This is a genomic window from Gilliamella sp. W8136 (genome assembly GCF_016101285.1).
GTDB classification, from domain to species: Bacteria; Pseudomonadota; Gammaproteobacteria; order Enterobacterales; family Orbaceae; genus Gilliamella; species Gilliamella apicola_N.
Map to the genome: position 1 here is coordinate 84,590 of NZ_JACFQU010000001.1, position 26,015 is coordinate 110,604.

16 protein-coding genes are annotated in these 26,015 nt (G+C 34.1%); 9 read left to right on the plus strand and 7 right to left on the minus strand.

Annotation, left to right across the window (positions count from 1 at the left end; translation table 11 throughout):
• Nucleotides 1–11: 11 nt before the first annotated feature.
• The 6 genes from glnD to H3T96_RS00390 all read right to left on the minus strand — a co-directional run bounded on the left by glnD (nt 12) and on the right by H3T96_RS00390 (nt 12,416).
• On the minus strand, nt 12–2,666 hold the full coding sequence (gene glnD, locus H3T96_RS00365; RefSeq protein WP_144091293.1) for a bifunctional uridylyltransferase/uridylyl-removing protein GlnD: 2,655 nt from the start codon (nt 2,664–2,666) through the stop codon (nt 12–14).
• Between the two features lie 329 nt (nt 2,667–2,995).
• Nucleotides 2,996–4,126, minus strand: a complete 1,131-nt coding sequence (nrdB, locus tag H3T96_RS00370; RefSeq protein WP_039128970.1) for a class Ia ribonucleoside-diphosphate reductase subunit beta — start codon at nt 4,124–4,126, stop codon at nt 2,996–2,998.
• 139 nt (nt 4,127–4,265) lie between these two features.
• Nucleotides 4,266–6,551, minus strand: a complete 2,286-nt coding sequence (gene nrdA, locus H3T96_RS00375) for a class 1a ribonucleoside-diphosphate reductase subunit alpha (RefSeq protein WP_065738522.1) — start codon at nt 6,549–6,551, stop codon at nt 4,266–4,268.
• 341 nt (nt 6,552–6,892) lie between these two features.
• Entirely contained in the window at nt 6,893–8,287 is a 1,395-nt protein-coding gene (locus tag H3T96_RS00380; protein ID WP_144091294.1) for a hypothetical protein, read from the minus strand.
• Between the two features lie 686 nt (nt 8,288–8,973).
• Complete coding sequence (locus H3T96_RS00385) at nt 8,974–10,389, minus strand: hypothetical protein (RefSeq protein ID WP_144091295.1); 1,416 nt, start codon at nt 10,387–10,389, stop codon at nt 8,974–8,976.
• Nucleotides 10,390–11,075: 686 nt separating this feature from the next.
• Nucleotides 11,076–12,416, minus strand: coding sequence for a replication-associated recombination protein A (locus H3T96_RS00390; protein ID WP_086326218.1), 1,341 nt, complete (start codon nt 12,414–12,416; stop codon nt 11,076–11,078).
• Between the two features lie 175 nt (nt 12,417–12,591).
• On the opposite strand from H3T96_RS00390, the gene lolA reads away from it, so the two are divergent.
• On the plus strand, nt 12,592–13,185 hold the full coding sequence (gene lolA, locus H3T96_RS00395; RefSeq protein WP_086309334.1) for an outer membrane lipoprotein chaperone LolA: 594 nt from the start codon (nt 12,592–12,594) through the stop codon (nt 13,183–13,185).
• A gap of 560 nt (nt 13,186–13,745) precedes the next feature.
• On the opposite strand, the gene exuR is transcribed toward lolA, so the two are convergent.
• A complete protein-coding gene (gene exuR / locus H3T96_RS00400) occupies nt 13,746–14,528 on the minus strand; it encodes a transcriptional regulator ExuR (protein ID WP_086326216.1) in 783 nt (260 codons plus the stop codon).
• A gap of 242 nt (nt 14,529–14,770) precedes the next feature.
• On the opposite strand from exuR, the gene H3T96_RS00405 reads away from it, so the two are divergent.
• The 8 genes from H3T96_RS00405 (at nt 14,771) to H3T96_RS00440 (ending at nt 26,012) form a co-directional block, all read left to right on the plus strand.
• A complete protein-coding gene (locus H3T96_RS00405; RefSeq protein WP_144091296.1) occupies nt 14,771–16,039 on the plus strand; it encodes an MFS transporter in 1,269 nt (422 codons plus the stop codon).
• A 68-nt stretch (nt 16,040–16,107) separates the two neighbouring features.
• Nucleotides 16,108–17,520: a glucuronate isomerase gene (gene uxaC, locus H3T96_RS00410; protein WP_086309332.1), complete on the plus strand. Its 1,413-nt coding sequence runs from the start codon at nt 16,108–16,110 to the stop codon at nt 17,518–17,520.
• A gap of 18 nt (nt 17,521–17,538) precedes the next feature.
• A complete protein-coding gene (locus tag H3T96_RS00415) occupies nt 17,539–19,002 on the plus strand; it encodes a tagaturonate reductase (protein WP_144091297.1) in 1,464 nt (487 codons plus the stop codon).
• 13 nt (nt 19,003–19,015) lie between these two features.
• Nucleotides 19,016–20,515, plus strand: coding sequence for a UxaA family hydrolase (locus H3T96_RS00420; RefSeq protein ID WP_144091379.1), 1,500 nt, complete (start codon nt 19,016–19,018; stop codon nt 20,513–20,515).
• A gap of 114 nt (nt 20,516–20,629) precedes the next feature.
• Nucleotides 20,630–21,946: a glycoside hydrolase family 28 protein gene (locus tag H3T96_RS00425; protein ID WP_370545708.1), complete on the plus strand. Its 1,317-nt coding sequence runs from the start codon at nt 20,630–20,632 to the stop codon at nt 21,944–21,946.
• A gap of 624 nt (nt 21,947–22,570) precedes the next feature.
• On the plus strand, nt 22,571–23,821 hold the full coding sequence (locus H3T96_RS00430) for an oligosaccharide MFS transporter (protein WP_198248555.1): 1,251 nt from the start codon (nt 22,571–22,573) through the stop codon (nt 23,819–23,821).
• Between the two features lie 58 nt (nt 23,822–23,879).
• Nucleotides 23,880–24,998, plus strand: coding sequence for a glycoside hydrolase family 172 protein (locus H3T96_RS00435; protein WP_025316327.1), 1,119 nt, complete (start codon nt 23,880–23,882; stop codon nt 24,996–24,998).
• A gap of 15 nt (nt 24,999–25,013) precedes the next feature.
• Complete coding sequence (locus tag H3T96_RS00440) at nt 25,014–26,012, plus strand: substrate-binding domain-containing protein (RefSeq protein WP_144091300.1); 999 nt, start codon at nt 25,014–25,016, stop codon at nt 26,010–26,012.
• The last annotated feature ends 3 nt before the right edge of the window (nt 26,013–26,015 follow it).

The following is a 26,015-nucleotide window of genomic DNA, read 5'->3' on the forward strand; positions in this document are numbered from 1 at the left end:
GATTTGAATAATTAATTTAATAATTCAATAGCATTAACAATTGATTCTCGTAATTGATAACAGGTATTATCATCAAGTGCATTATTATTTTTATCTTTTAAGATAAATAAATCCTCAATGTGTTCGCCGATAGTTGCAATTTTAGCACTACTCAATGATAAATCTAAATTGGCAAATACTTCACCGACACATGCAAGTAATCCTGGTCTATCTAATGCAATGAGTTCCATGTACGTTTGCTTTTCATTGAAAGCAGATAAAAAATTAACTTGTGTTGGTACCGAAAACGATCGTAATCTCTGTTTGGGTGGTTTAACTGTCACACCTTTGTAAACCGGTTGTTGAAGGGCTTTAGTTAGCGCTTGTATAATGTTTGGATGCCTATCCTTTTGTAATGTTTGCCCATTCGGCTCTAATACAATAAAAGTATCAAGTGCAAATCCTTTTTTATTTGTAATAATTAGGGCATCATGGATGCTTAAGTTATGATTGTTAAGAGTATTACATACTGTAGCAAACAGATAAGGTCTATCAGGCGAATAAATAATTATTTCAGTACCACCATGATAAGGATTTGGATTAATCAATACCAGTATTTGGTTTAAATCATGCGTTAATAAATTTTGTACATGCCAGACAATTTGTTCTGTGGTGTACCGTAGAAAGTAGTCAATGCGATAATCTAACCAAAGATTTTTTATTTTCTGTTCATCATAATTTTGCTTAAGTAAGATAGTCAATGCTTCCTGTTTATGTTGACGAGCAATGCTTCGTTGCTCTGGTATTTGATGGATACCAGAATCAAACGATCGTTTTGCTGTTTCATACAGTTGGCGCATTAAGCTTTGCTTCCAACTATTCCAAAGGGTCTCATTTGTTGCACAGACATCAGCAACAGTCAAACACAGTAAATATTGTAAACGTTGCTCACTTTTTACAATTTGAATAAATTCGCGGATAACTGCCGGATCTTGCAGATCGCGGCTTTGGGCCGTTACTGACATAAGTAAGTGATAACGTACTAACCAAATGATTAAATCTGTATCTCTAGACTCTAATTCATGTAATTTGCAGAATTTTTCTACTAATTTAGCACCTATTTCAGAGTGGTCACCATGATAGCCTTTACCAATATCATGAAATAAACCAGTAATAACCAATAGTTCAGGTTTAGATAATTTAGCAAAAACTTTAGAACTATTAGGGTGTCTTTGTTTGCCCGATTCTGTTTTAAGGCTATCAAGCTCAAGCAGTAAGCGAATAGTGTGTTCATCAACGGTATAAACATGGAATAGATCAAACTGCATCATCCCCGCAATATGTTTCCAACCTGGTATATAGGCAGTAAGGATGCCATATTGATGCATTGGTAAGATTGCTTTTTTTATCGCATCTGGGTGTTTAATAATTTTCATAAACAGTGATCTTGCTTTTGCATCTTCACTGAGCAGTGTAGTTAATTGTCTTCGCGCTGAACGTAGTTGTCTAATCGTGTTTGAATAAAGTCCAATAATTTGTGGATTAAGCAATATCGTATAAAAAAGTTGCATAATCATAACCGGATCTTTTTTAAATAGATTGTCATCTTTTACATCAATGAGCTTTTCCCTAATCTGAAAATGTTCATCTATATCATATATTTTATTTTTTGGATTAAGCTCGAGTATCGTCTCATCAAAAAGCTGTAATAACATCTGATTGAGCTCAGTAATATTGCGGGCAACACAATAATAATCGTGCATCATTTTTTCGACTGGAGTATTGCCTTGACCTTGATAACCAAGCATATTAGCAATGCTTAATTGGCGATCAAACAGTAAGCGATTATCATAACGCGTTATGACACTATGTAGCGCAAAGCGCATACGCCATAAAAATTTTCGACATGTCTTAAAGTCTTCAATATCTTCAGGAGTCAAATAATCAAAATGAGCTATTTTTTGTAAGAATTCTTCACCAAAATGACGAATCGCAATCCACTGTACGATTTGCATATCGCGAAGTCCACCCGGGCTATTTTTTAAATCAGGTTCGAGATTATAACTGGTACTATGATATTGCTTATGACGATCTTGTTGTTCTTTAACTTTAGCCCGGAAAAAAGTAGCTGAGGGCCAGATCTTATCACTAAAGATATGTTTACGCAGTTCATTTAATAATGATTGATTACCAGCGACTATTCTTGATTCAATCAAGTTTGTCATGATGGTAATATCATTTTTTGCTTCTTGTAGACAAGTCTTTAACGTTCTAACACTATGACCTATATCTAAATGAAGATCCCAAAGCAAACGAATTAAATCACTGATTTTTTGTTCAATCTCTTTAGCACATGGATAATCACTTAATATTAATATATCAATATCCGATAATGGATGAAGTTCAGTCCGTCCATATCCGCCAACGGCAATCAAAGCTATACGGTTTTGTTTAAAAACAGAGGAGACTTGTTCAGGTATTTGAAAATAACACCATAAACGTTGCAACAACTCATCAATAAAATGGCTGCGTAAATGCACTAAAATATCAATATCGACATTTTGTTTAAATTGTGTGACAGACCATTGTTGAAAGTCATTAAGTTGTTGTTTGAGGTAGTCAATATTTATCTGCTCATCGCTAAAATTAAGCGGCGAATTAGGGTAAAACGTAAGCATTTGAGTCATAGTCATCATATCAAATTAGGATGATTCATTTGCCATATCGTCACCTGATTTTAAAGCACTGTCAAGTTACAGTTATTTGAATTGTTTATAAGTTTTAAAAACAATACTTACTATTTAGTTTATAAAACAATGTTAAGTAAATTGGTCAGTTAATGGATACTAGATTTGTATGTGATAATCAATTAATTATTAAATAATAAATATTAATAATCATGTTATAAATTATATAAACGATTATTAATATTTTTATACAACTTTTTGAATAAAAAGGAACTTTAAAGGTTCCTCTTGTAAAAAAGTTTGAGGTTAACTATACGTTTAAGTAAAAACTACAATTTAAAATCACTCAAATCATCTTCGTTAATCTCAGCGTCAATTTGCCCAACTAAATAAGAACTCATTTCAGCTTCTTGTGGCGCAACTTGAACATTGTCAGAAACAAGCCAATTGTTAATCCATGGGATTGGGTTGGATTTGACTTGGAATGGTAATTTTAATCCAACTGCTTGCATGCGGATATTTGTGATATATTCGACATATTGGCATAAGATATCTTTGTTTAGACCAATCATTGAGCCGCTTTCAAATAAGTATCCAGCCCACTCTTTTTCTTGATTGGCCGCTTGCAAAAACAGCTCATAGCAATCTTGTTCACATTCTTTAGCAATTTCAGCCATTTCAGGATCATCTTCACCACTGCGCAAAGTGTTGATCATAAATTGTGTACCAGTTAAGTGCAGAGCTTCGTCACGAGCAATAAGTTTGATAATTTTAGCATTACCTTCCATTAGTTCACGTTCAGCGAAAGCAAAAGAACAAGCAAAACTGACATAAAAACGAATAGCTTCAAGTGCATTAACACTCATTAGGCAAAGATAAAGCTTTCTTTTAAGCTCACGCAGATCGATGGTTATGGTGCGGTTGTTAACCGTGTGTTTACCTTCACCTAATAAATTGTAGTAACTTGCATAACTAATAAGATCATCGTAATAACCTGCGATGTCGCCGGCGCGTTTTTGAATTTCTTTATTTGTGACAATATCGTCAAAAACAACGGAAGGATCATTAACAATGTTACGAATGATATGTGTATATGAACGAGAGTGAATGGTTTCTGAAAATGACCAAGTTTCTACCCATGTTTCTAGTTCAGGAATAGAAATGAGTGGGAGTAGTGCTACATTTGGACTACGACCTTGAATTGAATCAAGCAAGGTTTGGTATTTTAAATTACTGATAAATATGTGTTTTTCATGTTCTGGTAAGGCGGCATAATCAATGCGGTCTTGTGAGATATCCACTTCTTCTGGTCGCCAGAAAAAGGAAAGTTGTTTTTCGATTAATTTTTCGAACATTTCATATTTTTGTTGATCATAACGTGCAACATTTACCGGTTGGCCAAGAAACATTGGCTCTTTAAGTTGATCATTATGTACATGCGAAAAGGTACTGTAATTCATACTCATAAAATAACTCCTAATCGAGTTTGGTTGCTTTTACCGCCACATTTCGTCATTAGAAAATAGGGGGAATCATTAGGGGGTTATCAATTCCCCTAAATACGATACTATGTATCAATGTTTCTATAATTTAAATTAATTAAATTTTACAAGCTCCACCTTCACAGCCATCGTCACTTCCAGTTAATGCGATATCACCTTGAATATCTTCAGCACCATCACGAGTATTATGATAATAAAGTGTTTTTACGCCAAATTTATAAGCTGTTAGTAAATCAGCTAATAATTGTTTCATTGGTACTTTATCATTTGGGAATTTAGTTGGATCATAATTAGTATTGGCTGAAATGGATTGATCTATAAATTTCTGCATAATTCCAACTAAATGCAAATAACCCGTATTATTTGGAATTTGCCATAACAATTCATAAGCATTTTTTAGATTTTCATAATCCGGTACGACTTGTCTTAAAATACCATCTTTTGATGCTTTAACACTAATATAACCGCGAGGAGGTTCAATACCATTAGTTGCATTAGAAATTTGTGATGAAGTTTCTGACGGCATTAACGCTGATAAAGTCGAGTTACGTAAACCATAAGTTTTTATTGATTCACGTAATGATTCCCAATCATAATGTAATGGTTCATTACTAATGGTGTCTAAATCTTTTTTATACGTATCAATCGGTAAAATACCTTGTGAGTAAGTTGTTTCATTAAATAGTGAGCAAGCACCTTTTTCTTTCGCTAAATTGTTAGAAGCTTTTAATAAATAATATTGCATAGCTTCAAAAGTGCGGTGTGTTAAATTATTGGCACTGCCGTCAGAATATTTAACGCCATGTTTAGCTAAATAGTAGGCATAGTTGATCACGCCAACGCCTAGTGTTCGACGATTGATCGATGAGTTACGGGCAGCTGGTACGGGGTAATCTTGATAGTCAAGTAGTGAGTCAAGGGCACGTACGGTTAAATCCGCTAATTCTTCAAAATCATCAAGAGAATCAATTTTTCCTAAGTTGAAAGCAGACAGGGTACAAAGTGCAATTTCCCCTTTTTCATCATTAACATTATTAAGAGGTTTAGTTGGTAACGCAATTTCCATACATAAATTGGATTGATGGACAGGCGCTAATTGTGCATCAAATGGACTATGAGTATTACAATGATCAACATTTTGTATATAGATTCGACCCGTTGAAGCACGTTCTTGCATTAACAATGAAAAGAGTTCAATTGCTTTTACTACACGTTTGCGGATAGTTACGTCTTGTTCATATTGATGATAAAGTGTTTCAAATTTATTTTGATCAGCAAAAAATGCATCATAAAGTCCAGGTACATCTGATGGACTAAATAGTGTTATATTTTCGTTTTTAATCAGCCGTTGATACATCAACTTATTAATTTGAACGCCATAATCCAAATGACGAACTCGGTTTTCTTCTACACCACGGTTATTTCGTAAAACAAGTAGGCTTTCAACTTCTAAATGCCAGATTGGGTAAAATACGGTAGCTGCACCACCACGTACACCGCCTTGTGAACATGATTTAACCGCCGTTTGAAAATATTTATAAAATGGAATACATCCAGTATGAAAAGCTTCTCCACCTCGAATTGAACTCCCTAAAGCACGAATACGTCCCGCATTGACACCAATACCTGCGCGTTGTGATACATATTTGACAATTGCACTCGCCGTTGCATTAATTGAATCTAGGCTATCATCACATTCAATAAGGACACATGAGCTAAATTGACGTGTTGGGGTTCTAACGCCTGCCATAATGGGTGTTGGCAATGAAATTTTAAATGTTGACACAGCATCGTAAAAACGTTTGATATAATCAAGTCGAGTCTCTTTTGGGTAATTAGCAAAAAGACAAGCAGCAACTAAAATATATAAAAATTGTGCACTTTCATAAATTTCACCTGATACACGGTTTTGTACTAAATATTTACCTTCTAGCTGTTTTACTGCTGCGTAGGAAAAAGACATATCTCGCCAGTGATCAATCATCTTATCCATTTGTTCAAACTCTTCTTGAGTATAATCTTCAAGTAAATGTTTGTCATAACGTTTACTCTCTACTAATTTTTTAACGTGTTCAAAAAGAGGCGGTGGGGTAAATTGATTAAAAGCTTTTTTACGTAAATGAAAAATGGCTAAACGAGCAGCTAAATATTGATAATCAGGTGTTTCTTGTGAAATCAGATCGGCTGCGGCTCGAATAATTGTTTCATGAATATCAGATGTACGAATGCCATCATAAAATTGGATATGTGAGCGTAACTCAACTTGGGAAACTGAAACATTCTCTAATCCCTCTGCTGCCCAAGTAATTACTTTATGGATCTTATCAAGATTAATCGGTTCTTTTTTACCATCTCGTTTAGTAACGAGCATTAATTTATTCATTTTTCATCCAATGTCCTGTTGTTTTGTGAAAGATATAATAATTGATATTTGTCAAAATATACAATATATAGTGCCTATTAATAAATTAATTACTATATATAGTATATTTATTAATTTATAATATTGATTTTAAGAACTAAAACTGGTTAATAAAGTTTTAAATAGTTGATAATGTTAAATTATATAATGATAATAATGTGAGATGACGACTAAAATAAACACAAAAAAATGAGTAGTTAAGAATTTACCAATGAATCGTTTTTTGAAGTTATTATTTAAGAGTTAACATTCAATAAAAATAAGCTCTATTTACAAATAGAGCTTAAAAAGTTATTAATGCTTTATTTAGGTATTGAGGCGCATACACCATTTTTATTTTCTTTTTCGTTAGAACGACAGTGATATACACCTGAATCAATATGTAAGTCACAAATTTGCCCTTCACCGTCATCTCCTGCTGTTGGTTCCCATACATAAAAGCGTTTGTAACTGCCATTTTTATGAGGTGCAAAAGAACCTGGATAAGATTGTTGATTTGCATCACCCCATTCACTGATTAATCTGCCTATTTCACGTGAAAGTTGAGCTTCACCTTTTGATCCTAAAACAGCATTACTTATTTCCTCAGCATTACTCAATTCATAATGACCTTTTTTAGCTGCACATTCAGCAACAACCTCTGCGACTTCACCTGTTACTGCTTTATATACGTCTCCATCAATTTTTTGTTTCCAAGCATCGAACCACATAGTTAAAGTGAATGTATATTGAATTTTTTTATTGTTTTTTTTATTTACTCCTTCAATAATAACTTTATACCCTTTGCCTGAACCGATAACATGCTCCCAAGCTTTTTCTGTATCTTGAGCATCTGGTCCATTAAATAATACCGTAACTACATTCGCATCACTGTCATCAATACTAACAAGTTCGCTACCTTGCTTTACATGCCAATTATAATTATTGACGATACCATCTTTAGATAAAAGTAGATCAAATTTAGCCCCGTAAAAACCGGTAGTTGGAAAGTTTTTTGTTGAATCAATATTCGATTGAATTAAAAATCCATTGTCGGCATCCCACTGATTTTTTTCACTACCAATAACACTATTAGGTTTTAATTCAGGTCTGGCAAAGCAAATGCCAACATCATCAACAACTGTATATGTTACTGATGGTTGAGTTTTGATAATGTTATTAGGATAGGTATTATCATTAGGATCACCATATTGAGAAAATAGGACTAAATTAGCAGATAGTTTTACTTTAAAAGGTGCATATTTTTCTTCAGCAGCCAATGAACAAAATGTATCATTATCTTTTGGTGTAAATTCAATATCATTATTGTTAGCATCTGTATAGTACCATACCATACTAATATCATCGTCAGCCACTAAATAATCTAATTTATCACCATCCCTATCAAAAAATTCATTTTCATCAGGTTGTCTAATCATTATTGAAGGTGACAATTGATTAGCAAATGGATAGGCAGTTGGAATCGGCATTTTAGCTATTTCTTTCTGACCATAATAAATGTGATTAGAAATCATTAAACCAAATAACTGCAAATTATCAATATTCGTCTCTAATTCTTGTGATAAAGATGGACGCGCCCCTTGGATTGTTTGTGCTGTCTGGGCGGTAAAATATCCATAACTGCTGGTAGAAAATTGCAATAAAAGGAAAGTATAAGTAATTTTTTTTATATGACGACTAATGGCTATTAATTTCACTATTTTTTATCTTTCATTAAATGTTCATTGGATAGAAGAAAGTTTATTTACGTAAACTTATCTATATTTACAAAAGAGTATAGCTTAATTAATTAAATTTAATTGGAACGAAAAACAGTTAAATAATAGTTAATTCATGTGATTAACGGATGTAAGGTATTAGCAATAGGATTAGAAACTTTTTAAAAGTGATAATGAAGTTAACTATTATTCATTGTTATATTGATAATTATTAATTAGATATGAGTAAAAGAAAGAGTTAAAAAAGAACAAAGAGTTAAATGATAATCTATGAATAGATAGTCATTGTATTACACAGAAATTTTTCTAATGTTTATATATCGATTCAACAACATTATTTTTATCTTTACTGTCCTCATATCGGTAATGACTATTATCATTCAATAAATATATATCACTAGATGTATTGCTAATTTCATTAGAAAAACAAAATATTAAAGTAAAAAAAGATGATTAAAATAAGCAGAATTCTTACATCACTCATTGCTATAAAATATTTTTTAGCCTTAATAGGAAATCAACCGTTATTAAAGGTTATATTATTGCTTTTTGAAAGGAATAAATAATACGAAAGATATTGAAGAAAAGAACAATCATTTAAATGACAATGACCATCTGTTTATAGATGGTCATATATTTAAAGAAAATTGACTGGCGTTTAGATATTATGGCTTAAAGGAAGCACAGACAGCATTTTTATGTTCCTTTTCTTTATTACGGCAATGAAATGTACCGTTGTCAAGATGTATATCACAATATTTTCCATCTTCTGGATCTCCATCATCAAAATCCGTACTAAATACATAAAAACGTTTGTTAACAGCACCATTACGCTGAGGACCAAAAGAGCCAGGATAACTTTTTTGATCAACATCACCCCATTCACTAATTAATGAGCCTATTTCACGTGTGAATTTAACATCTTTAGGTCTACCTTTGCCATCAACTGTTTCAATAGCATTACTTATATCTTCAGTACGGCTTACACGATAATATCCACTTTTGCTTTCGCATGCCTGAACAACATCTGAAACTTTACCTACTTCAGCCTCTAACTTACCTTTAACAATATTTTGTTTCCAAACGTCAAACCATTGTCTAATAGTAAAGGCATATTGGGTTGTTTTACCGGTTTTAGTATTTTTCCCTTCAATAACAACTGGATATCCTTTGCCAGAGCCACCCATAACATGCTCCCAAGCTTTTCCTGGATCTTTTGCATCTGGTCCATTGAACATTACTGTTGGAATATTGGTTTGAGTATCTTTAATAACTGTTACAAGATCACTGCCCTGTTTTACATACCACTGATAGTCGGAATAAAGATTTGTATCAAATAAGATTAGATCAAACTGAGCACCAAAAAAACCAGTAGTTGGAAAGTTTCTTGTTGAGTCAATACCCGATTGGATTTTGAAACCTTTTTTAGGAACCCACTGACCTTTATCGCCAGAAGGAACTCCAGGTTTTAATGATGGTTTTGCATAACAAACGCCAACATCCTTTAGAATAGTAAATGTCGCCGACGGTTTATTATCAATGACATCGTTAGGATAAGTATTAAAATCAGGATCACCATGTTCAGAAAATAAGATCAAATCAGCAGATAATTTTACTTTATAGGGTGCAGATTTTCCTTTAGCCGCCAATGAACAAAACGTCTGCCCCTCTTCAGGTGTAAATTCTTTGTCTTTACCATTTTCGTCTGTAAAGTACCATTGCATCTCAATTTCATCTACAGTTGTCAAAAAAGATAATTTATCGCCATCTCTATCAAAATATTCATTTGCATCGGGTTGCTTAATCATTGCCGGCGTAATTAGATGGCTAAATGCGTCGTTAATTGGAATCGATATTTGAGCTATTTCTTCATCATTATAATAAGTGCGATTATTAAAAATCAAACCAAATAACGGTTTTAATTCACCAGTATTAATTAAACTACTTTCTAATTCATCTGATAATCTTGGTTTTGTTCCTTGAATTGTTTGAGCTGTTTCGATAGTTAAGTTAGCATAACTTAACTGAAAAAAAGGTAATAGCAGCAAAGCATACCGAGTTTTTTTTAAGGATCTGATCATTGTATTCACTTTCATGTTTAAAATTGTTAATTGTTACTTTTATTATGTAATTATTTGTTTTATATATATTGCATATTGTTTTTTCAATTAATCATTCAATATATCGAATGATTAATGAGCTGATTATAATAAAAATAATATAGCTAGTCGATCAATTATATTCAAAATCGCTGTTTTTTTTAATTTTTATCAAAAAATATTCTTTAAATTTTAAAAATCAATTATATAGCTAATAATAATTTAAAAAATGGGCATCATATATACAATTCGCAGATCCTATCTCATAAATATTTTTTAATAAACAATATTTTTGTCAATTTTTGTTTATTTAAAATATTATAATTTATTGTATATACGATAATAATATCTCTTAATGTAAATGATACGTATTATTAAATATATTGAGTGGTATACAATTTTAAATATGGACTAGTAAAATTAACGTATCTTAGGCCATGAATTAATGATCTTTGTAACCTTTTTCTAAATTGATTGTGATAATATCGGAACATAACAATAGTTTTTGGCAATTAATATTTACGAAGAAATTATCAATATATTAAGTTAAGCGTCACTAAGCTTTGTGTAACTTTTGAGAATTGTCCATCCACTAAAAGAAATACATGTTTAATTTCGTTAAATAGAAAGTAATCACTTTGTCATGAGATGACCATTTTTCAAATATTTTAATCTTTTGAGGATTTATAACGTTGAATTGGGCTGGATTGATTTTGCGATTCTAACCAAGCAAGTTTGTCACTATAATTTTTTTCGGCTCCCCGCGTGGTTGGATAATAATATTTGCTATCGGCTAGTTCAGGTGGAAAATAATTTTCTCCTGCTGCAAACGCATTAGGTTCATCATGAGCATAACGATACTGAGCTCCGTAGCCTAATTTTTTCATTAAATTTGTTGGTGCATTACGTAAATGTTCTGGAACATCATAATCAGGCTTCGATTGTGCATCGAGCATAGCTTGTTTAAAAGCTAAATACACGGCATTACTTTTTGGTGCGCAAGCAAGATAGACAATTGCTTGGGCGATAGCACGTTCACCTTCAGCCGGGCCAACACGTGTAAAGCAATCCCATGCAGCGAGTGCAACTTGCATTGCCCTTGGATCGGCATTACCTACGTCTTCTGACGCTATGGCTAATAATCGACGGGCAACATAAAGTGGATCACCACCTGCTGAAATGATTCTCGCATACCAGTAAAGTGCCGCATCAGGAGCTGAACCTCGAATAGATTTGTGAACAGCAGAAATTAAATCATAATAACGATCACCTTGATTATCAAATCGAGCACTACGTTCGCCTATCACTTCTTTAAGTAATGTAGGTGTAAGCGGTTGTCCGTCAGACATATCTACTAAAAGTTCAAGGGTATTTAGGGCGCGTCGAGCATCTCCACCCACAAATTCAGCAATCTGTTTTTTGGTTTCATCGGGTAGCTCAATGTTATACTTACCATATCCGCGCTGTGGATCGTCCATTGCTTGTTGTAAAATTAACTCAATGTCATTTGTGGTTAATGATTTGAGCAGATACACACGAGCACGCGATAATAATGCAGAATTTAATTCAAATGAAGGATTTTCAGTGGTAGCACCTATAAATGTTACCGTACCATTTTCAACATAGGGTAAAAATGCATCTTGTTGACTTTTGTTAAAACGGTGAACTTCATCAACAAATAAAATAGTACGAATCCCCGCTTGCTGATTGATTTTTGCTCTTTCAATAGCTTCGCGAATATCTTTGATCCCTGACGTTACTGCTGAAACTCTTTCGACTTTTGCGTTAGCATGATGGGCAATGATTTCAGCGAGAGTCGTTTTACCTGTACCAGGCGGCCCCCATAAAATCATCGAATGTAAATTACCAGCTGCAATTGCTTTGGGTAGTGGTTTGTTTGCACCTAAAAGCTGTGTTTGACCAATATATTCTGATAACGTACGAGGACGCATTCTTGCCGCTAAAGGCTTAAATTCTTCTGTCGTAAATTCAAAAGACATACTAGGCATAACACATTGAGTCCAATTTTAGATAATTATAGGTATTATATACTTGTTAGATGAAATTAGTGAAAAAGAAAAGAAAATATCTTTTCCCTCTAACTAAAAAACAGTAATATTTTAAGCAAATTCAATTATCAAAGTTGATTTGAATATTGCCAAATAAAGTACATAAGGATGAGTTATGAAAAAGTTTTTATTGTTAATGGGATTGTTGACTAGCGTATCAGTATGGGCTGGCGATAAAGAGTTATTACAACAACGTCTTAATAAAATTGATGGATTTTATGCACATTTTTCTCAAGAAGTGAAAACAGCTGATAATCAATTGGTACAAGAGGGGAGAGGAGAACTTTGGGTTACAAGACCTTATTATTTTAATTGGACAATGAATGAACCTGATGAAACTTCAATTATCTCTGATGGAACAGATATGTGGGTATATACGCCGGCGGTTGATCAAGTAAGTGTCATGGATTTAAAAAAAGCAGTGGATAATCGATTAATGCTACTGATAACTGATAGTCACAATGCCATTTGGAATGTTTATAATGTGACTCGTAAACAAGATTCATTTACATTAAAACCAACAGATGGATCCAATCAGGATTTTGTTATTTCGGTATTACCAACTGGCATGATTTCTAACTTTTCCATTATTGAAGAAGATGGACAACGTAGCTACTATGAATTATCTAACCAGAAACTTGGCAAAGTTGACTTAGGCAAATTTAAATTTACGCCACCAGCAGGTATAGCGATTGATGATCAACGTTAGTTCTATATAGAGATAATTAGAATGTGTAGATATTTATCATTCATACTTCTAGTTAGTTTTTTTATGTTTGACCGTTATTAATAAAGTTAGTCATGAATATCATAAAAGTTATAAATCTTTAATAATGATATCAGATAAAAGATTATTACTATGTAAAATGTTAGTGAATGTCTTTTATCTGAACTCAGTTATGCCTATTCAATTTTTCAATAGAATCTTTATGTATCTTTCTGAAAAATATTATCAATTTTTAAAATACTATCAGCTTGTTTAGCATCAATATTGAATAATTTAGGGTTAAAAAATAGTATTGATTTGCGGTCGCCAAAACGGCCGATAAAATAACTTTCTTCATTATTTTATCGGAACATTTTTGAAGTATCTTAATGTCGTATTGGTTTGACCAATTTCGATTATCAAATATAAAAAAAGGTTTTTTGGTATTTATTTGTAATGCTTAAATTAACCAGAGTACCTGATCCCATTATTCGCTTGCCATATAAAATATACGGTCAGTTGATAAAACCTATAAGTTAACAAGGCATAAATAAGTACAATAGTTATTCAAATTCATTTTCATTAATACTGACAACTGGATTATCTGAAAACAGATAGTGATCGCGTTTAGTTTCAAAATCTTCACTTGCCGCATCAAATAACATTTTTTTCGTATTTTCTAAATGTTGCCACATCGCTAATTTAGCTGCTTTAGGATCGCGATTGATTAATGCTTCAAGAATTTTATCATGTTCTTCCCACCAGCTTTCGATATCTTGTTGCTGTACATGTTCATGGAGTTTTTTCCATAAAGGATTTAGGGTTCGCTGTCGCCATGTTTCTTCAACAATGGTTATTAAAGCCGTATTACGCGTAATCATGGCAATTTGTGTGTGAAATTTTAGATCCCAATCAGAGTCCCGATAGTGATCTTCTTTTTTTGCATTATGCTGAATTTCTAATAGGTTAACAATATCATCTTTTGTGATCTGAGTTGCAGCAAACTCAGCAATATTACTTTCGATTAATTGACGAGCTTGTAATAACTCAAATGGCCCTGTTGTAGCAAAATTGAGTCCGTGTGAGTCAGCGATCATATTTATGGTCTGCTGTTTATTGGCAATAACATGTATACCAGACCCTTTTCTAGCATCAACAAAACCTTCAACTTCTAACATTATAATCGCTTCTCTTACCACTGAACGACTGACTTTTAATTCTTCACAAATGAGTCTTTCTGACGGTAATTTGCTGCCTACAGGGTAAACGCCATTGATAATTCGGTTTTTTAATTCTGTAGCGATAACTTGATAAAGACGCTGATGTTCATTCTGTTCTTGGGTCATAATAATTTTTGAGTAGTTCCATAATTCAAGTTTGGTACTTAAAATAACATCTAATTGCTTAGAGTTAAACAAGCTTGAATTAAAATTTTGTAATCTTGTCAGATAATTTTTCAATAAGACGGACAAATGAACAACCGGATTTTTATTGTGGTTATTTGCTATGTTCTGTGATGTATGTCAACTTTTTAAGTTGACTGACATGTTAATATGCGCCAAAATTCATAATGTATATGGAGCATAAAATGTACAAAACAATAAAAAATCTTCGCTGGTATATGATAGCGTTAGTGACTATTGGCACAATTCTTGGTTATTTAACTCGAAATTCAATTGCAGTTGCTGCCCCAGTGCTTAATGAAGTCATGGGTATGACAACTCAACAATATTCATATGTTGTTGCAGCTTATTCAGCCTGTTATACCGTAATGCAACCTGTAGCGGGGTATGTTCTTGACTTACTTGGCACACGCGTAGGTTATGCGGTATTTGCTTTATTATGGTCAGTTTTCTGTATCAGTACCGCATTTTCTGGCAGTTGGGTGGGGCTTGCGTTTACGCGTGGCGCTGTTGGAGCTGCCGAAGCGGCTATGATACCTGCTGGTTTAAAAGCAACAAGTGAATGGTTTCCGGCAAAAGAAAGATCAATCGCTGTTGGTTGGTTTAATTTAGGATCATCCGTTGGAGCAATGATCGCACCGCCATTAGTTGCCGGAGCAATATGGTTACACAGTTGGCAATTAGCGTTTGTTATTTGTGGTTTACTTAGCTTTATTTGGGGGTTATTTTGGTTTGCTCTTTATCGTCATCCAACTAACCAAAAACGATTATCAGAAGAAGAAAGAAAATACATTTTATCAGGGCAAGAAGTTAGTCACCAAACATCAAACACTACCAAATTACCTGCGTATAAAATCGTAAGTACTCGTCGCTTTTGGGGCATTGCCATCCCAAGGTTTTTAGCCGAACCTGCATGGGGAACCTTTAACGCATGGATCCCATTATTTATGTCTACGGTTTATGGTTTTGACTTAAAACAGATTGCGATTTTTGCTTGGATGCCAATGTTGTTTGCTGATTTTGGTTGTATACTCGGTGGCTATATGGCGCCATTTTTCCAAAAAAATTTCAACGTCAGTTTGATTAACTCGCGCAAATTAGTTGTTACTGTTGGTGGCGTATTAATGATTGCACCTGGGTTAATTGGACTGTTTGCAAATCCTTATGTTGCTATCTTCTTATTTTGTATTGGTGGATTCGCTCACCAAGCATTATCTGGTGCATTAATTACATTATCATCCGATGTATTTGGTCGAAATGAAGTTGCAACTGCTAATGGTTTTACAGGTATGGCAGCATGGCTTGCTAGTACTATCTTTGCTTTAATTGTGGGCGCGCTTGCGGAATCTGTTGGTTTTAGCCCATTATTTGTAATTTTAAGTTGTCTTGACCTTTTAGCTGCGTTAGCGGTATGGACAATTTTAAAAGCACCATCAACAACTGAGCAACAATAAATTAATCGAGTTGCGCATGTTATTGGCATGTGCAATTAAATAGATAAACACGGTTTATGGAGAATAATATGCGTTTTTTAACTGAAGACTTTTTACTTGATACTGAATTTTCTCGTCAACTTTATCACAATTATGCGGCACAACAGCCGATTTTTGATTATCACTGCCACTTACCACCAGAACAAATTGCACAAGATTATCAATTTAAAAATTTGTACGACATCTGGTTAAAAGGCGATCACTACAAATGGCGAGCCATGCGTACTAATGGTGTGCCGGAGAAGTTTTGTACTGGCAGCGAGGTAAATGATTTTGAAAAATTCAAAGCTTGGGCCGAAACGGTGCCTCATACAATCGGTAATCCACTTTATCATTGGACGCATTTAGAATTACGTAGACCATTTGGTATCGATGATATTTTACTATCACCAGCCACCGCTGAAACCATTTGGAACAAATGTAATGCAATGCTTGAAACTAAAGAATTTACTGCACGTAGCATTATGAAAAAAATGAATGTAAAAATGGTCGGCACAACTGATGATCCAATTGATGATTTAGTTCACCATAAAACCATTGCTCAAGATAGTTCATTTGATATTAAAGTTTTACCAAGTTGGCGACCAGATAAAGCGTTTAATATCGATTCTGAATTTTTTGTAGCCTATATCGAAAAATTATCAACTGTTTCGGATATTAATATCTCAAGTTTCCACCAACTTTGTCAGGCGTTAGCAAAACGTATGGATCATTTTGCTGCACATGGTTGTAAAGTTTCTGATCACGCCTTAGATACCGTCGTTTATGAAGAAGCGACAGAAAAAGAATTAGATGCAATTTTAACTAAACGACTAACTGGAGCAAATCTAACTTCGAAAGAAGTCGCTCAATTCAAGACTGCGGTTATCATTTATTTAGGCAGCGAATACAACAAACGTGGATGGGTACAGCAATATCATATTGGCGCTTTACGTAATAACAATTCAAGAATGTTTAATCTAATGGGGCCTGATGTTGGTTTTGATTCTATTAATGACTCACCTATTGCTCAACCATTATCCCGACTATTAGATGCACAAGCTAAACAAAATGCTCTACCTAAAACAATTCTCTATTGCTTAAATCCATCTGATAATGAGATTTTGGGTACGATGATAGGTAATTTCCAAGGGGAAGGAATACAAGGCAAAATGCAATTTGGTTCAGGTTGGTGGTTTAACGATCAAAAAGACGGCATGATTCGCCAAATGACCCAACTGGCTCAGCTTGGTTTATTAAGTCGTTTTGTTGGAATGTTAACCGATAGCCGCAGTTTCCTTTCTTATACTCGTCATGAATATTTTAGACGCATTTTATGTCGTATGATTGGTCGCTGGGTAGAAGATGGTGAAGCACCTCGTGATATCGAGTTACTAGGTCAAATGGTCAAAAATATTAGTTTTGATAATGCGAAAAACTATTTTGGTATCGAATTAAATTAATATATTAGAGTAATAGTAATGAAAACATTGAACAGAATTGATTTTCCCGGCGCTAAATATACTACCCGTGTTGTACAATTTGGCGAAGGTAATTTTTTACGTGCATTTTTAGATTGGCAATTGGATATCTTAAATGAAAAAACCGATCTTGATGCGGGTGTAGCAATTATTCGCCCACTTAATACAGACTTTCCACCATCATTAAATACTCAAGATGGTTTATATACCACATTAATTCGTGGATTAAATGAACGCAATGAAACAGTAAAAGAATTTAGGATGATTCGTTCCGTTAATAGTGAGATAAATGTCTATACACAGTATGACCAGTACCTTGCATTAGCCAAAGATCCTAATATTCAATTTATTTTTTCTAACACCACTGAAGCCGGTATCAGCTATGTTGAAAGCGATAAACTTACAGACCAACCTGCTACAAGCTATCCAGCTAAATTAACGGCTTTCTTATATGAAAGATTTAACCATTTTTCTGGTAGCAAAGAGAGTGGCTTAATCATTATTCCATGTGAGTTAATTGATTATAATGGCGATGCACTGAAAAAATTGGTCTTAAAATATGCTAACCAGTGGAATTTGTCAGACAAATTTATTGCTTGGTTAGAAAACGATAATGTATTTTGCTCAACATTGGTTGATAGGATTGTCCCAGGTTATCCTAAAGCTCAAATTTCTGAATTAGAATCGGAATTAGGTTATAAAGATAACTTTATTGATTCTGCAGAATATTTCTACCTTTTTGTTATCCAAGGCCCACAATGGCTAGCGCAAAAATTGAATTTGGATAAATGCAACATTAATATCAAAATTGTCGATGATATTAAACCCTATAAAGAGCGTAAAGTTGCAATTTTAAATGGTGCGCATACAGCATTGGTTCCAGTCGCTTATCTAGCTGGAATTGATACGGTAGGCGAATCAATGAATGATTCGCAAATTTTAGAATATATTAAAGAGACAATTTTTGATGAAATTATTCCAGTTTTAGATTTGCCACATCAAGAATTAGTTGATTTTGCGCAGTCAGTTATCAATCGTTTTAAAAATCCATTTATTGAGCACCAATTAATGTCAATTGCTCTAAATAGTATGACCAAATTTAAAACACGTATACTTCCACAATTGCTCGCTTATCAAAAAGCAAAAAGTGTGTTACCTAAGCATTTAGTCTTCTCTTTTGCTGCTTTAATTGCTTTCTATCGAGGTGTAAGAAATAACCAAAATTATCCATTACAAGACGATGCAATTTGGTTAGAGCGCTTTAGTACTGGCTGGGCCAATGTCAGTAGTGGTAATGAAACACTCGCACAATTAGTGGAAACAGTACTTAGTGATAGTACTCATTGGGATTGCGATTTGCTAAATATTCCGCAATTAGCACAAACATTAACACAATATTTAACTGTCATTACTCAAGAAGGTATGCGCAGTGCAATTGAAAAATGTGTTACTGGTAGCAAATAAAATGAGTGGAGCAATGGTAAAATTTATAAAAATTAACAATGAAGATAATGTCGCTGTGGCATTATCTGATATAGAAGCACATGAAGATAATATTATAATCGATGGAAACGCCATTGATTTACCACAAGCGATCAAACAAGGGCATAAATTTGCCCTTAAAGATATTGAGCCTAATGAAAATATTATTAAATATGGTTTACCAATAGGACATGCCACTTGTTTAATTAAAACAGGTGAGCATATTCATTCACACAATTTAAAAACCAATCTAAATGATATCAATGATTATAAATATCAACCTACTTTATCCAAAAATCAGTCTTTACATGAAATAGCTGATAAACCAGTCAACATTTATCGCCGAAAAAACGGTGAAGTTGGTATCCGTAATGAACTTTGGATTATACCAACGGTAACGTGTATTAATGGTATTGCGCAACAAATTGTTAAACAGTTTTGTGATGAACTCAATAATCAATTAGAAATTGATGGTATTACCGTACTTGAACATCCTTATGGTTGTTCACAACTTGGACAGGATCATAAAAACACCAAAATAATATTACAAGATCTTGTTAAACACCCTAATGCGGGGGCTGTATTAGTTATTGGACTTGGATGTGAAAATAATCAAATCTCAGAATTTAAAGCCGATCTTGGTGATTATGATGAGTCGCGTGTTAGATTCCTGATTGCTCAACAAGAAGCCGATGAAGTTGCTTGTGCATTGACGCTGCTAAGAGAACTTTATGCCATTATGAAGCAAGACAAACGCGAAGTAGGGCGGTTAAGCGAATTAAAATTTGGTTTAGAGTGTGGTGGATCAGATGGTTTTTCCGGAATCACTGCTAATCCGATGCTAGGGCTGTTTTCGGATTATGTCATTGCCCATGGAGGAACCAGTGTTCTTACCGAAGTACCTGAAATGTTCGGAGCAGAAAATATTTTGATGTCTCACTGCGTTGACGAGCCTACTTTCGATAAAACCGTGCTTATGATCAACGATTTTAAACAGTATTTCATCTCAAACAATCAGCCTATTTATGAAAATCCGTCTCCAGGTAACAAAGCGGGTGGAATAACAACCTTAGAAGAAAAATCCCTTGGTTGTACGCAAAAAGCAGGCGGAAGTGAAGTGATTGATGTCTTGAAATATGGTGAAAGACTAACAAAGCATGGACTCAATTTACTCAGTGCGCCTGGTAATGATGCCGTGGCTACAGGGGCTTTATCAGCAGCAGGATGTCATATGGTGCTATTTACTACAGGTCGCGGAACTCCTTATGGTGGAATCGTACCAACGGTAAAAATTGCGACTAATACACAATTAGCAGACAAAAAAGGAAATTGGATTGACTTTAATGCTGGCAAACTCATTGAGGGTACCTCTATGCAACAGTTATTAATTGAATTTATTGACTATATCGTACTGGTTGCTAATGGTCAGCAAACACGCAATGAGATAAATAATTTCAGAAATCTAGCGATATTAAAAAGTGGTGTAACTCTTTAAAACTATCCACTCAAGGCTAAAATTAACCAGCCTACTTATCCAAATAACAATGCGAACTGTAATCTATAATGGGCGACAGTTCGCGTTAAAATGCAAAAGGAAGCAACAATGACAATGGTATCTGTTAAAGATTTTGGTGCAATAGGTAATGGCAAAACACTTAATACAGTTGCTTTTGCCAATGCAATACAACATATAGAACAACAAGGTGGTGGAACGCTTATCGTTCCAGTGGGAACTTATTTAACAGGCGCAATCAAGCTTTGCAGTAATTTAACTTTAGTTATTGAACAGAATGCGACTTTATTATTTTCAGATAATGAACAACATTACCCAATCGTGCATTCACGTTGGGAGGGAGTAAAACAAGATGTCTATATGCCTTGTATTTACGGTCAACATCTTGAAAATGTCATTATCACCGGTGGCGGTAAAATTGATGGCAATGGTGCTAAATGGTGGCATACTTTCCGTCATAATCGTGATGCCCTAAAGTATCCAAGACCTTACTTAATCGGTTTTGATTTTTGCCAACGTATAACTATTGAAAAAGTCTTTTTAACCCAGTCACCAAGTTGGACAGTCCATCCAATGGAGTCAAATAATGTAGTGATTGATAATATATCGATTTTAAATCCTGCAGATTCACCTAATACCGATGGTATTAATCCTGAATCTTGCCGTAATGTCAGAATTTCAAATTGCTATATTGATGTGGGTGATGATTGCATTGCAATTAAAGCGGGTACTGAGGAAACAGCAGATAAAAGCCCTTGCGAAAATATTTTAATTACTAACTGTAATATGATTCATGGTCATGGCGCGGTAGTATTGGGTAGTGAAATGAGTGGTAGTATTCGTAATGTCACTATTACTAACTGTGTATTTCAAAAAACAGATCGAGGTGTGAGATTCAAAACACGTCGAGGTCGCGGTGGTACCATTTCAGATATTACTTTTAGTAATATTGTTATGGATGAAGTACTATCAGTCTTTGTAATGAATTATTACTATTACTGCGGACCAAAAGGTAACGATCCAATTGTTTGGAATAAAGATCCGCTGTCAATAAATGAAGCAACCCCAGCCTGTCATAATATTAGTTTTTCAAACATTATCGCCAAAAATGTGCGTGCCTATGCTGGTTTTTTATATGGCATTCCTGAATCGCCAATTGCCAATATTTCGTTTGATAATATTCGAGTATCAATGCAAATTAATGCCAAGGCAGGTGAAGTTGATATGTTTAAGGATGTTAAACCTGAGGCTGGTAAAGGATTTTTTATCGAAAATGCCCAAAGTATTTTATTTAATAACGTTATTATCGATAATGTTGTAAGTGAGCCGCTTTGTGTTAAAAATAGTAGTGATGTTTACGTTAATCAGTCATTTGTTAAGCAGGATGGCAAATTAATTAAATTGAAAGTTTGAGCACATTATAGATAATCCTCCAAATTCTATTTGAAAGATGGGTCATTTTTGGTAAATAACCGCTTTTGCAGCGGTTATTTTTTATAATTAAAAAACGTTAATCAATAATATTCCTTTGGAAAATAGATTGCGCATAATGCAATTAAATAATTATTACCATTTATCAATGGTAATAATTACATCCATTATCCATTATGGCAATTTAGCTATTTTATTCCATCCACTGATAAGCACATTAAAATCCATCCAATATTCATTACAAATTTATACCGCCTTGTCATTTGAATGATTGAAATTGACTTAATTGTTGATAAATCCTGCTGCGCATGGGGATGCAACAAATCTTCTTTATTGAAATGGTAAATGGGAACCAATAGATAACAGTATGGCTAATTTTGCTGCTAATGATCACCAAACTACAGAGTCTGTAAGTGTTTTCATATTGCCTAATTGGTCAACAATAAACTTAGCAGAGCTTCAATAACAAGGTCGCTTATAATTCTTATTTACATTACTTTAGCAAAATAACTTTGAAGTTGATCACATTTATCTAATAAAGCCATTAAAGCTAAATTTTTAGCTATTCATACTCAAATGCGTACTTAACTCTTTATAGGATAAATTATGACTAGTGCATTTTATAAAAAACCAACTTATTGGTTTGCCTCGTTTTATAGCATTATGTATTACGCAGCGGGAAGTTTCGTTTTTTCCTTTTATGCTATATGGCTAAGTAAGGAGATAGGCTTAAGCGCAAAACAGACCGGCATTATTTATTCGTTTAACTACTTTATTTCGTTAATCATTATGATTATGTATGGTATTTATCAAGATAAATTAGTGCTAAAAAAACACCTTGTCTGGTTTCAAAGTATTATTATTACTTGCGCTGCTCCCGCATTAATTTATGTGTATGAACCCCTATTGCGCCATAATTTTTATCTTGGTGTGATTTTCGGTAGTTTCTTTTTAGGATTTGGTTGGATTGCTGGCATGGGGCTAATTGATTCCTACTGCGAAAAAATCAGCCGGGCGTTTGGTTTTGAGTTTGGCCAGTGTCGAACATGGGGATGTATTGCTTATGCTGTCGGTACTTTTATTGCGGGTATTTTGATTAGTATCAATCCTCACCTTAATTTTTGGGCAGCATCGGGTGTTGGTGTTTGTTTCATGATTCTTAACCTCAACTTTAAGCCTGATTTAAGCAAATCAACTGAAGCCGTGTTCCAGAAAAAGGATAAACTCAGTTTTAATGAGATCCTCTCTGTTTTTACCCTTAAAAAATTCTGGATATTTGTTATCTATGTGCTCGGAACTTACAGCCTTTATAATATTTATGATCAACAGTTATTCCCTGTTTATTTCACACAACAATTTGAAGATGTCAATGATGGATATCGTTTGTATGGTGTTTTAAATTCATTCCAAGTCTTTTTAGAAGCCGCAGTTATGTTTTGTGTACCATTTGTGGTGAATCGTGTTGGTGCAAAAAATGCATTGATTTTTGCCGCATTTGTTTCGGCTTCTCGTATCTTCTTAACGGGTCATGTAAGCAGCATTGCAATTATCTCAGTAATTAAACTTATGCACTGCTTAGAAATTTCAACCATTTTGGTTTCAGTGTTCAAATATATTGATAATAACTTTAATGCTCGATTATCTGCGACTGTCTTTTTAATTGGTTATCAGGTTGCAGGTTCAGTAGGGGTCATTTTATTTTCAACTTTAGTTGGTGATTTTTATGATACAGCAGGTGCAGCAACAACATTTAATAATCTTGGTTTAGTTGTATTAGGCTTTATGATTTTTGCCATCTTCTTCTTAAGTCGTGATAGAAAAAGTGTCAATATCGAAGATAAGCCAGAAGTTAAATAAATTAAAACTGTTTTCAATTTTCATTAATAGAATTTAATAACGTTAGTAAGGATTCACAATGAACATATATAATTCTGTAACACAATTTCACTTCGAACAAACTCGAACCATTTCGCCAGAAAATATGACCGGTGAAAAAGGTAAATCTTGTATGAAAGGCAGTGCATTAGGTCCAAGCCGTAAAGGACAAGGTTGTATTTCGATTCCAGCAGGTGAAACGGTAACAATTGCTGAGATCACAGGTCCAGCTGAAATTCGTCATATGTGGTTTACCTTAACCGACAGAACGCATCGCGGTAGTTTTGTACTTCGTGATGTAGTGATTCGTATTTATTGGGATGATGAAAAAGTGCCTTCTGTTGAAAGCCCAATTGGTGATTTTTTCTGTAATGGTTTTGGGGCTAGGTGTGATATTAATTCAGTGCCAATTGTTGTTAATCCAACAGGTGGTTTTAATAGCTATTTTAGAATGCCATTTAATAAAAAAGCGCGCATTGAAATTCAAAATGAGCATGAAGCTGATTTACAACATTTCTTCTTTACTATTAATTATGCCATTATGCCAAAACCGTTTGAAGCACCACTTTATTTCCATGCACAATGGCGTAGACAGCGCGTCACTAATTATGCACAAGACTATGTGATATTAGACAATGTTGAAGGTCATGGCTATTATGTTGGTACTTACTTAGCATTGACCGCCCTTGAGCGTTATTGGTGGGGGGAAGGTGAGTTTAAATTCTATCTAGATGGCGATAGCGATTACCCAACTCAACATTCAACCGGCTCAGAAGACTATTTTGGTGGCGCATGGGCATTTCATAACCGCGACAGTCAAGGTCGGCCAAAAGCGAAATGTTTCCAAACACTGTTTATGGGATATCCATATCAAACCAATCGTGATGCAACGCGTGACTTTTTCCAAACTGGAGATTCTAACCCAGTACACGGTTTTGGTGATGATAGCTTACCAATGCATGGCTTATATCGTTGGCATTTACCAGACCCAATTGCGTTCCATAAAAATATCAAACTTGCTTTTCAACAAATTGGTAATGATGATATAAGATTATATGAACGTTGCGATGATATTGCCAGTGTTGCTTATTGGTATCAAAGTCCATCGGAAAACCATAATCCGGTATTCCCGAATAAACAACAACGTACACCACGATAATTTAGAGAGTAGTAAATGGCGAGTAATAAATTAAAAATCAATGATATTGCTCGTTTGGCTGGCGTGTCGGCGACGACCGTCAGTCATATCTTTAATAAACGAGATAAAAAATATCGTATTTCACCGCAGACACGGCAAAGGGTATTAGCCATTGCTCAACAATACAGTGATCAATCGCATATTCGCCAATATTTAATAAAAGCCAATAGTACCAATACAGTAGGTGTTATTGTTCCTGATATGTCGAATTCTTTTTTTTCAATGTTTTTGCATCATTTAGAGGCATCGTTTAGGCAAAAAAACATCCAATTATTAATTACTTGTAGTCATTATAATAAAGACGTCGAAGTTAACGTCGCTCAAAATTTAGTTGAGCGTAAAGTAGATGCGATGATTGTGGTGACATCTTTAGACAGTGATGATTTTTATGTAAGTATTAACCAACATACCCCGGTACTATTTTTTGACCGTTATCTTAAAGATACCTCCTTACCTTTTATCACAAGTGAATCATTGGATTCAGTTGCTGAATTAATTCAACCTTATGCCAAACAATTAGATGAATTTTATTTTATTGGTTGTGACACGCAACTCACATCGATTGATGCAAGGCTTAAAGGGTTTAAGCAAGGACTTAATAATGCTGGTTTAGCCGTTAATCCGGAGTGGTTAGTGAGTGATGACTACTGTCCAAATAAAGGATACGATTTGCTTAAAAATCTGCATAACAAACTAGGGCGCTTACCAAAAGCGATTTTTACACCGTCAGGGAATCTGTTACAAGAAGTGCTTAGTTATTTAGTGGAAATAAAGTTAGATCCGAAAGAAATTTGCATATGTTCTTATGACTACAACATCTATCTAGATTACTCATATTATCCAATTGATGCCATTGCGCAGGATTTTCAAAGTATGGCGCATGTTTGTGTTGATGTGATCGGTGATTTACTTAACTTTAAAGAGTTAAAAAACCATGAAATTTTTATCAAACCACAAATAATACGCCATCATTAAATT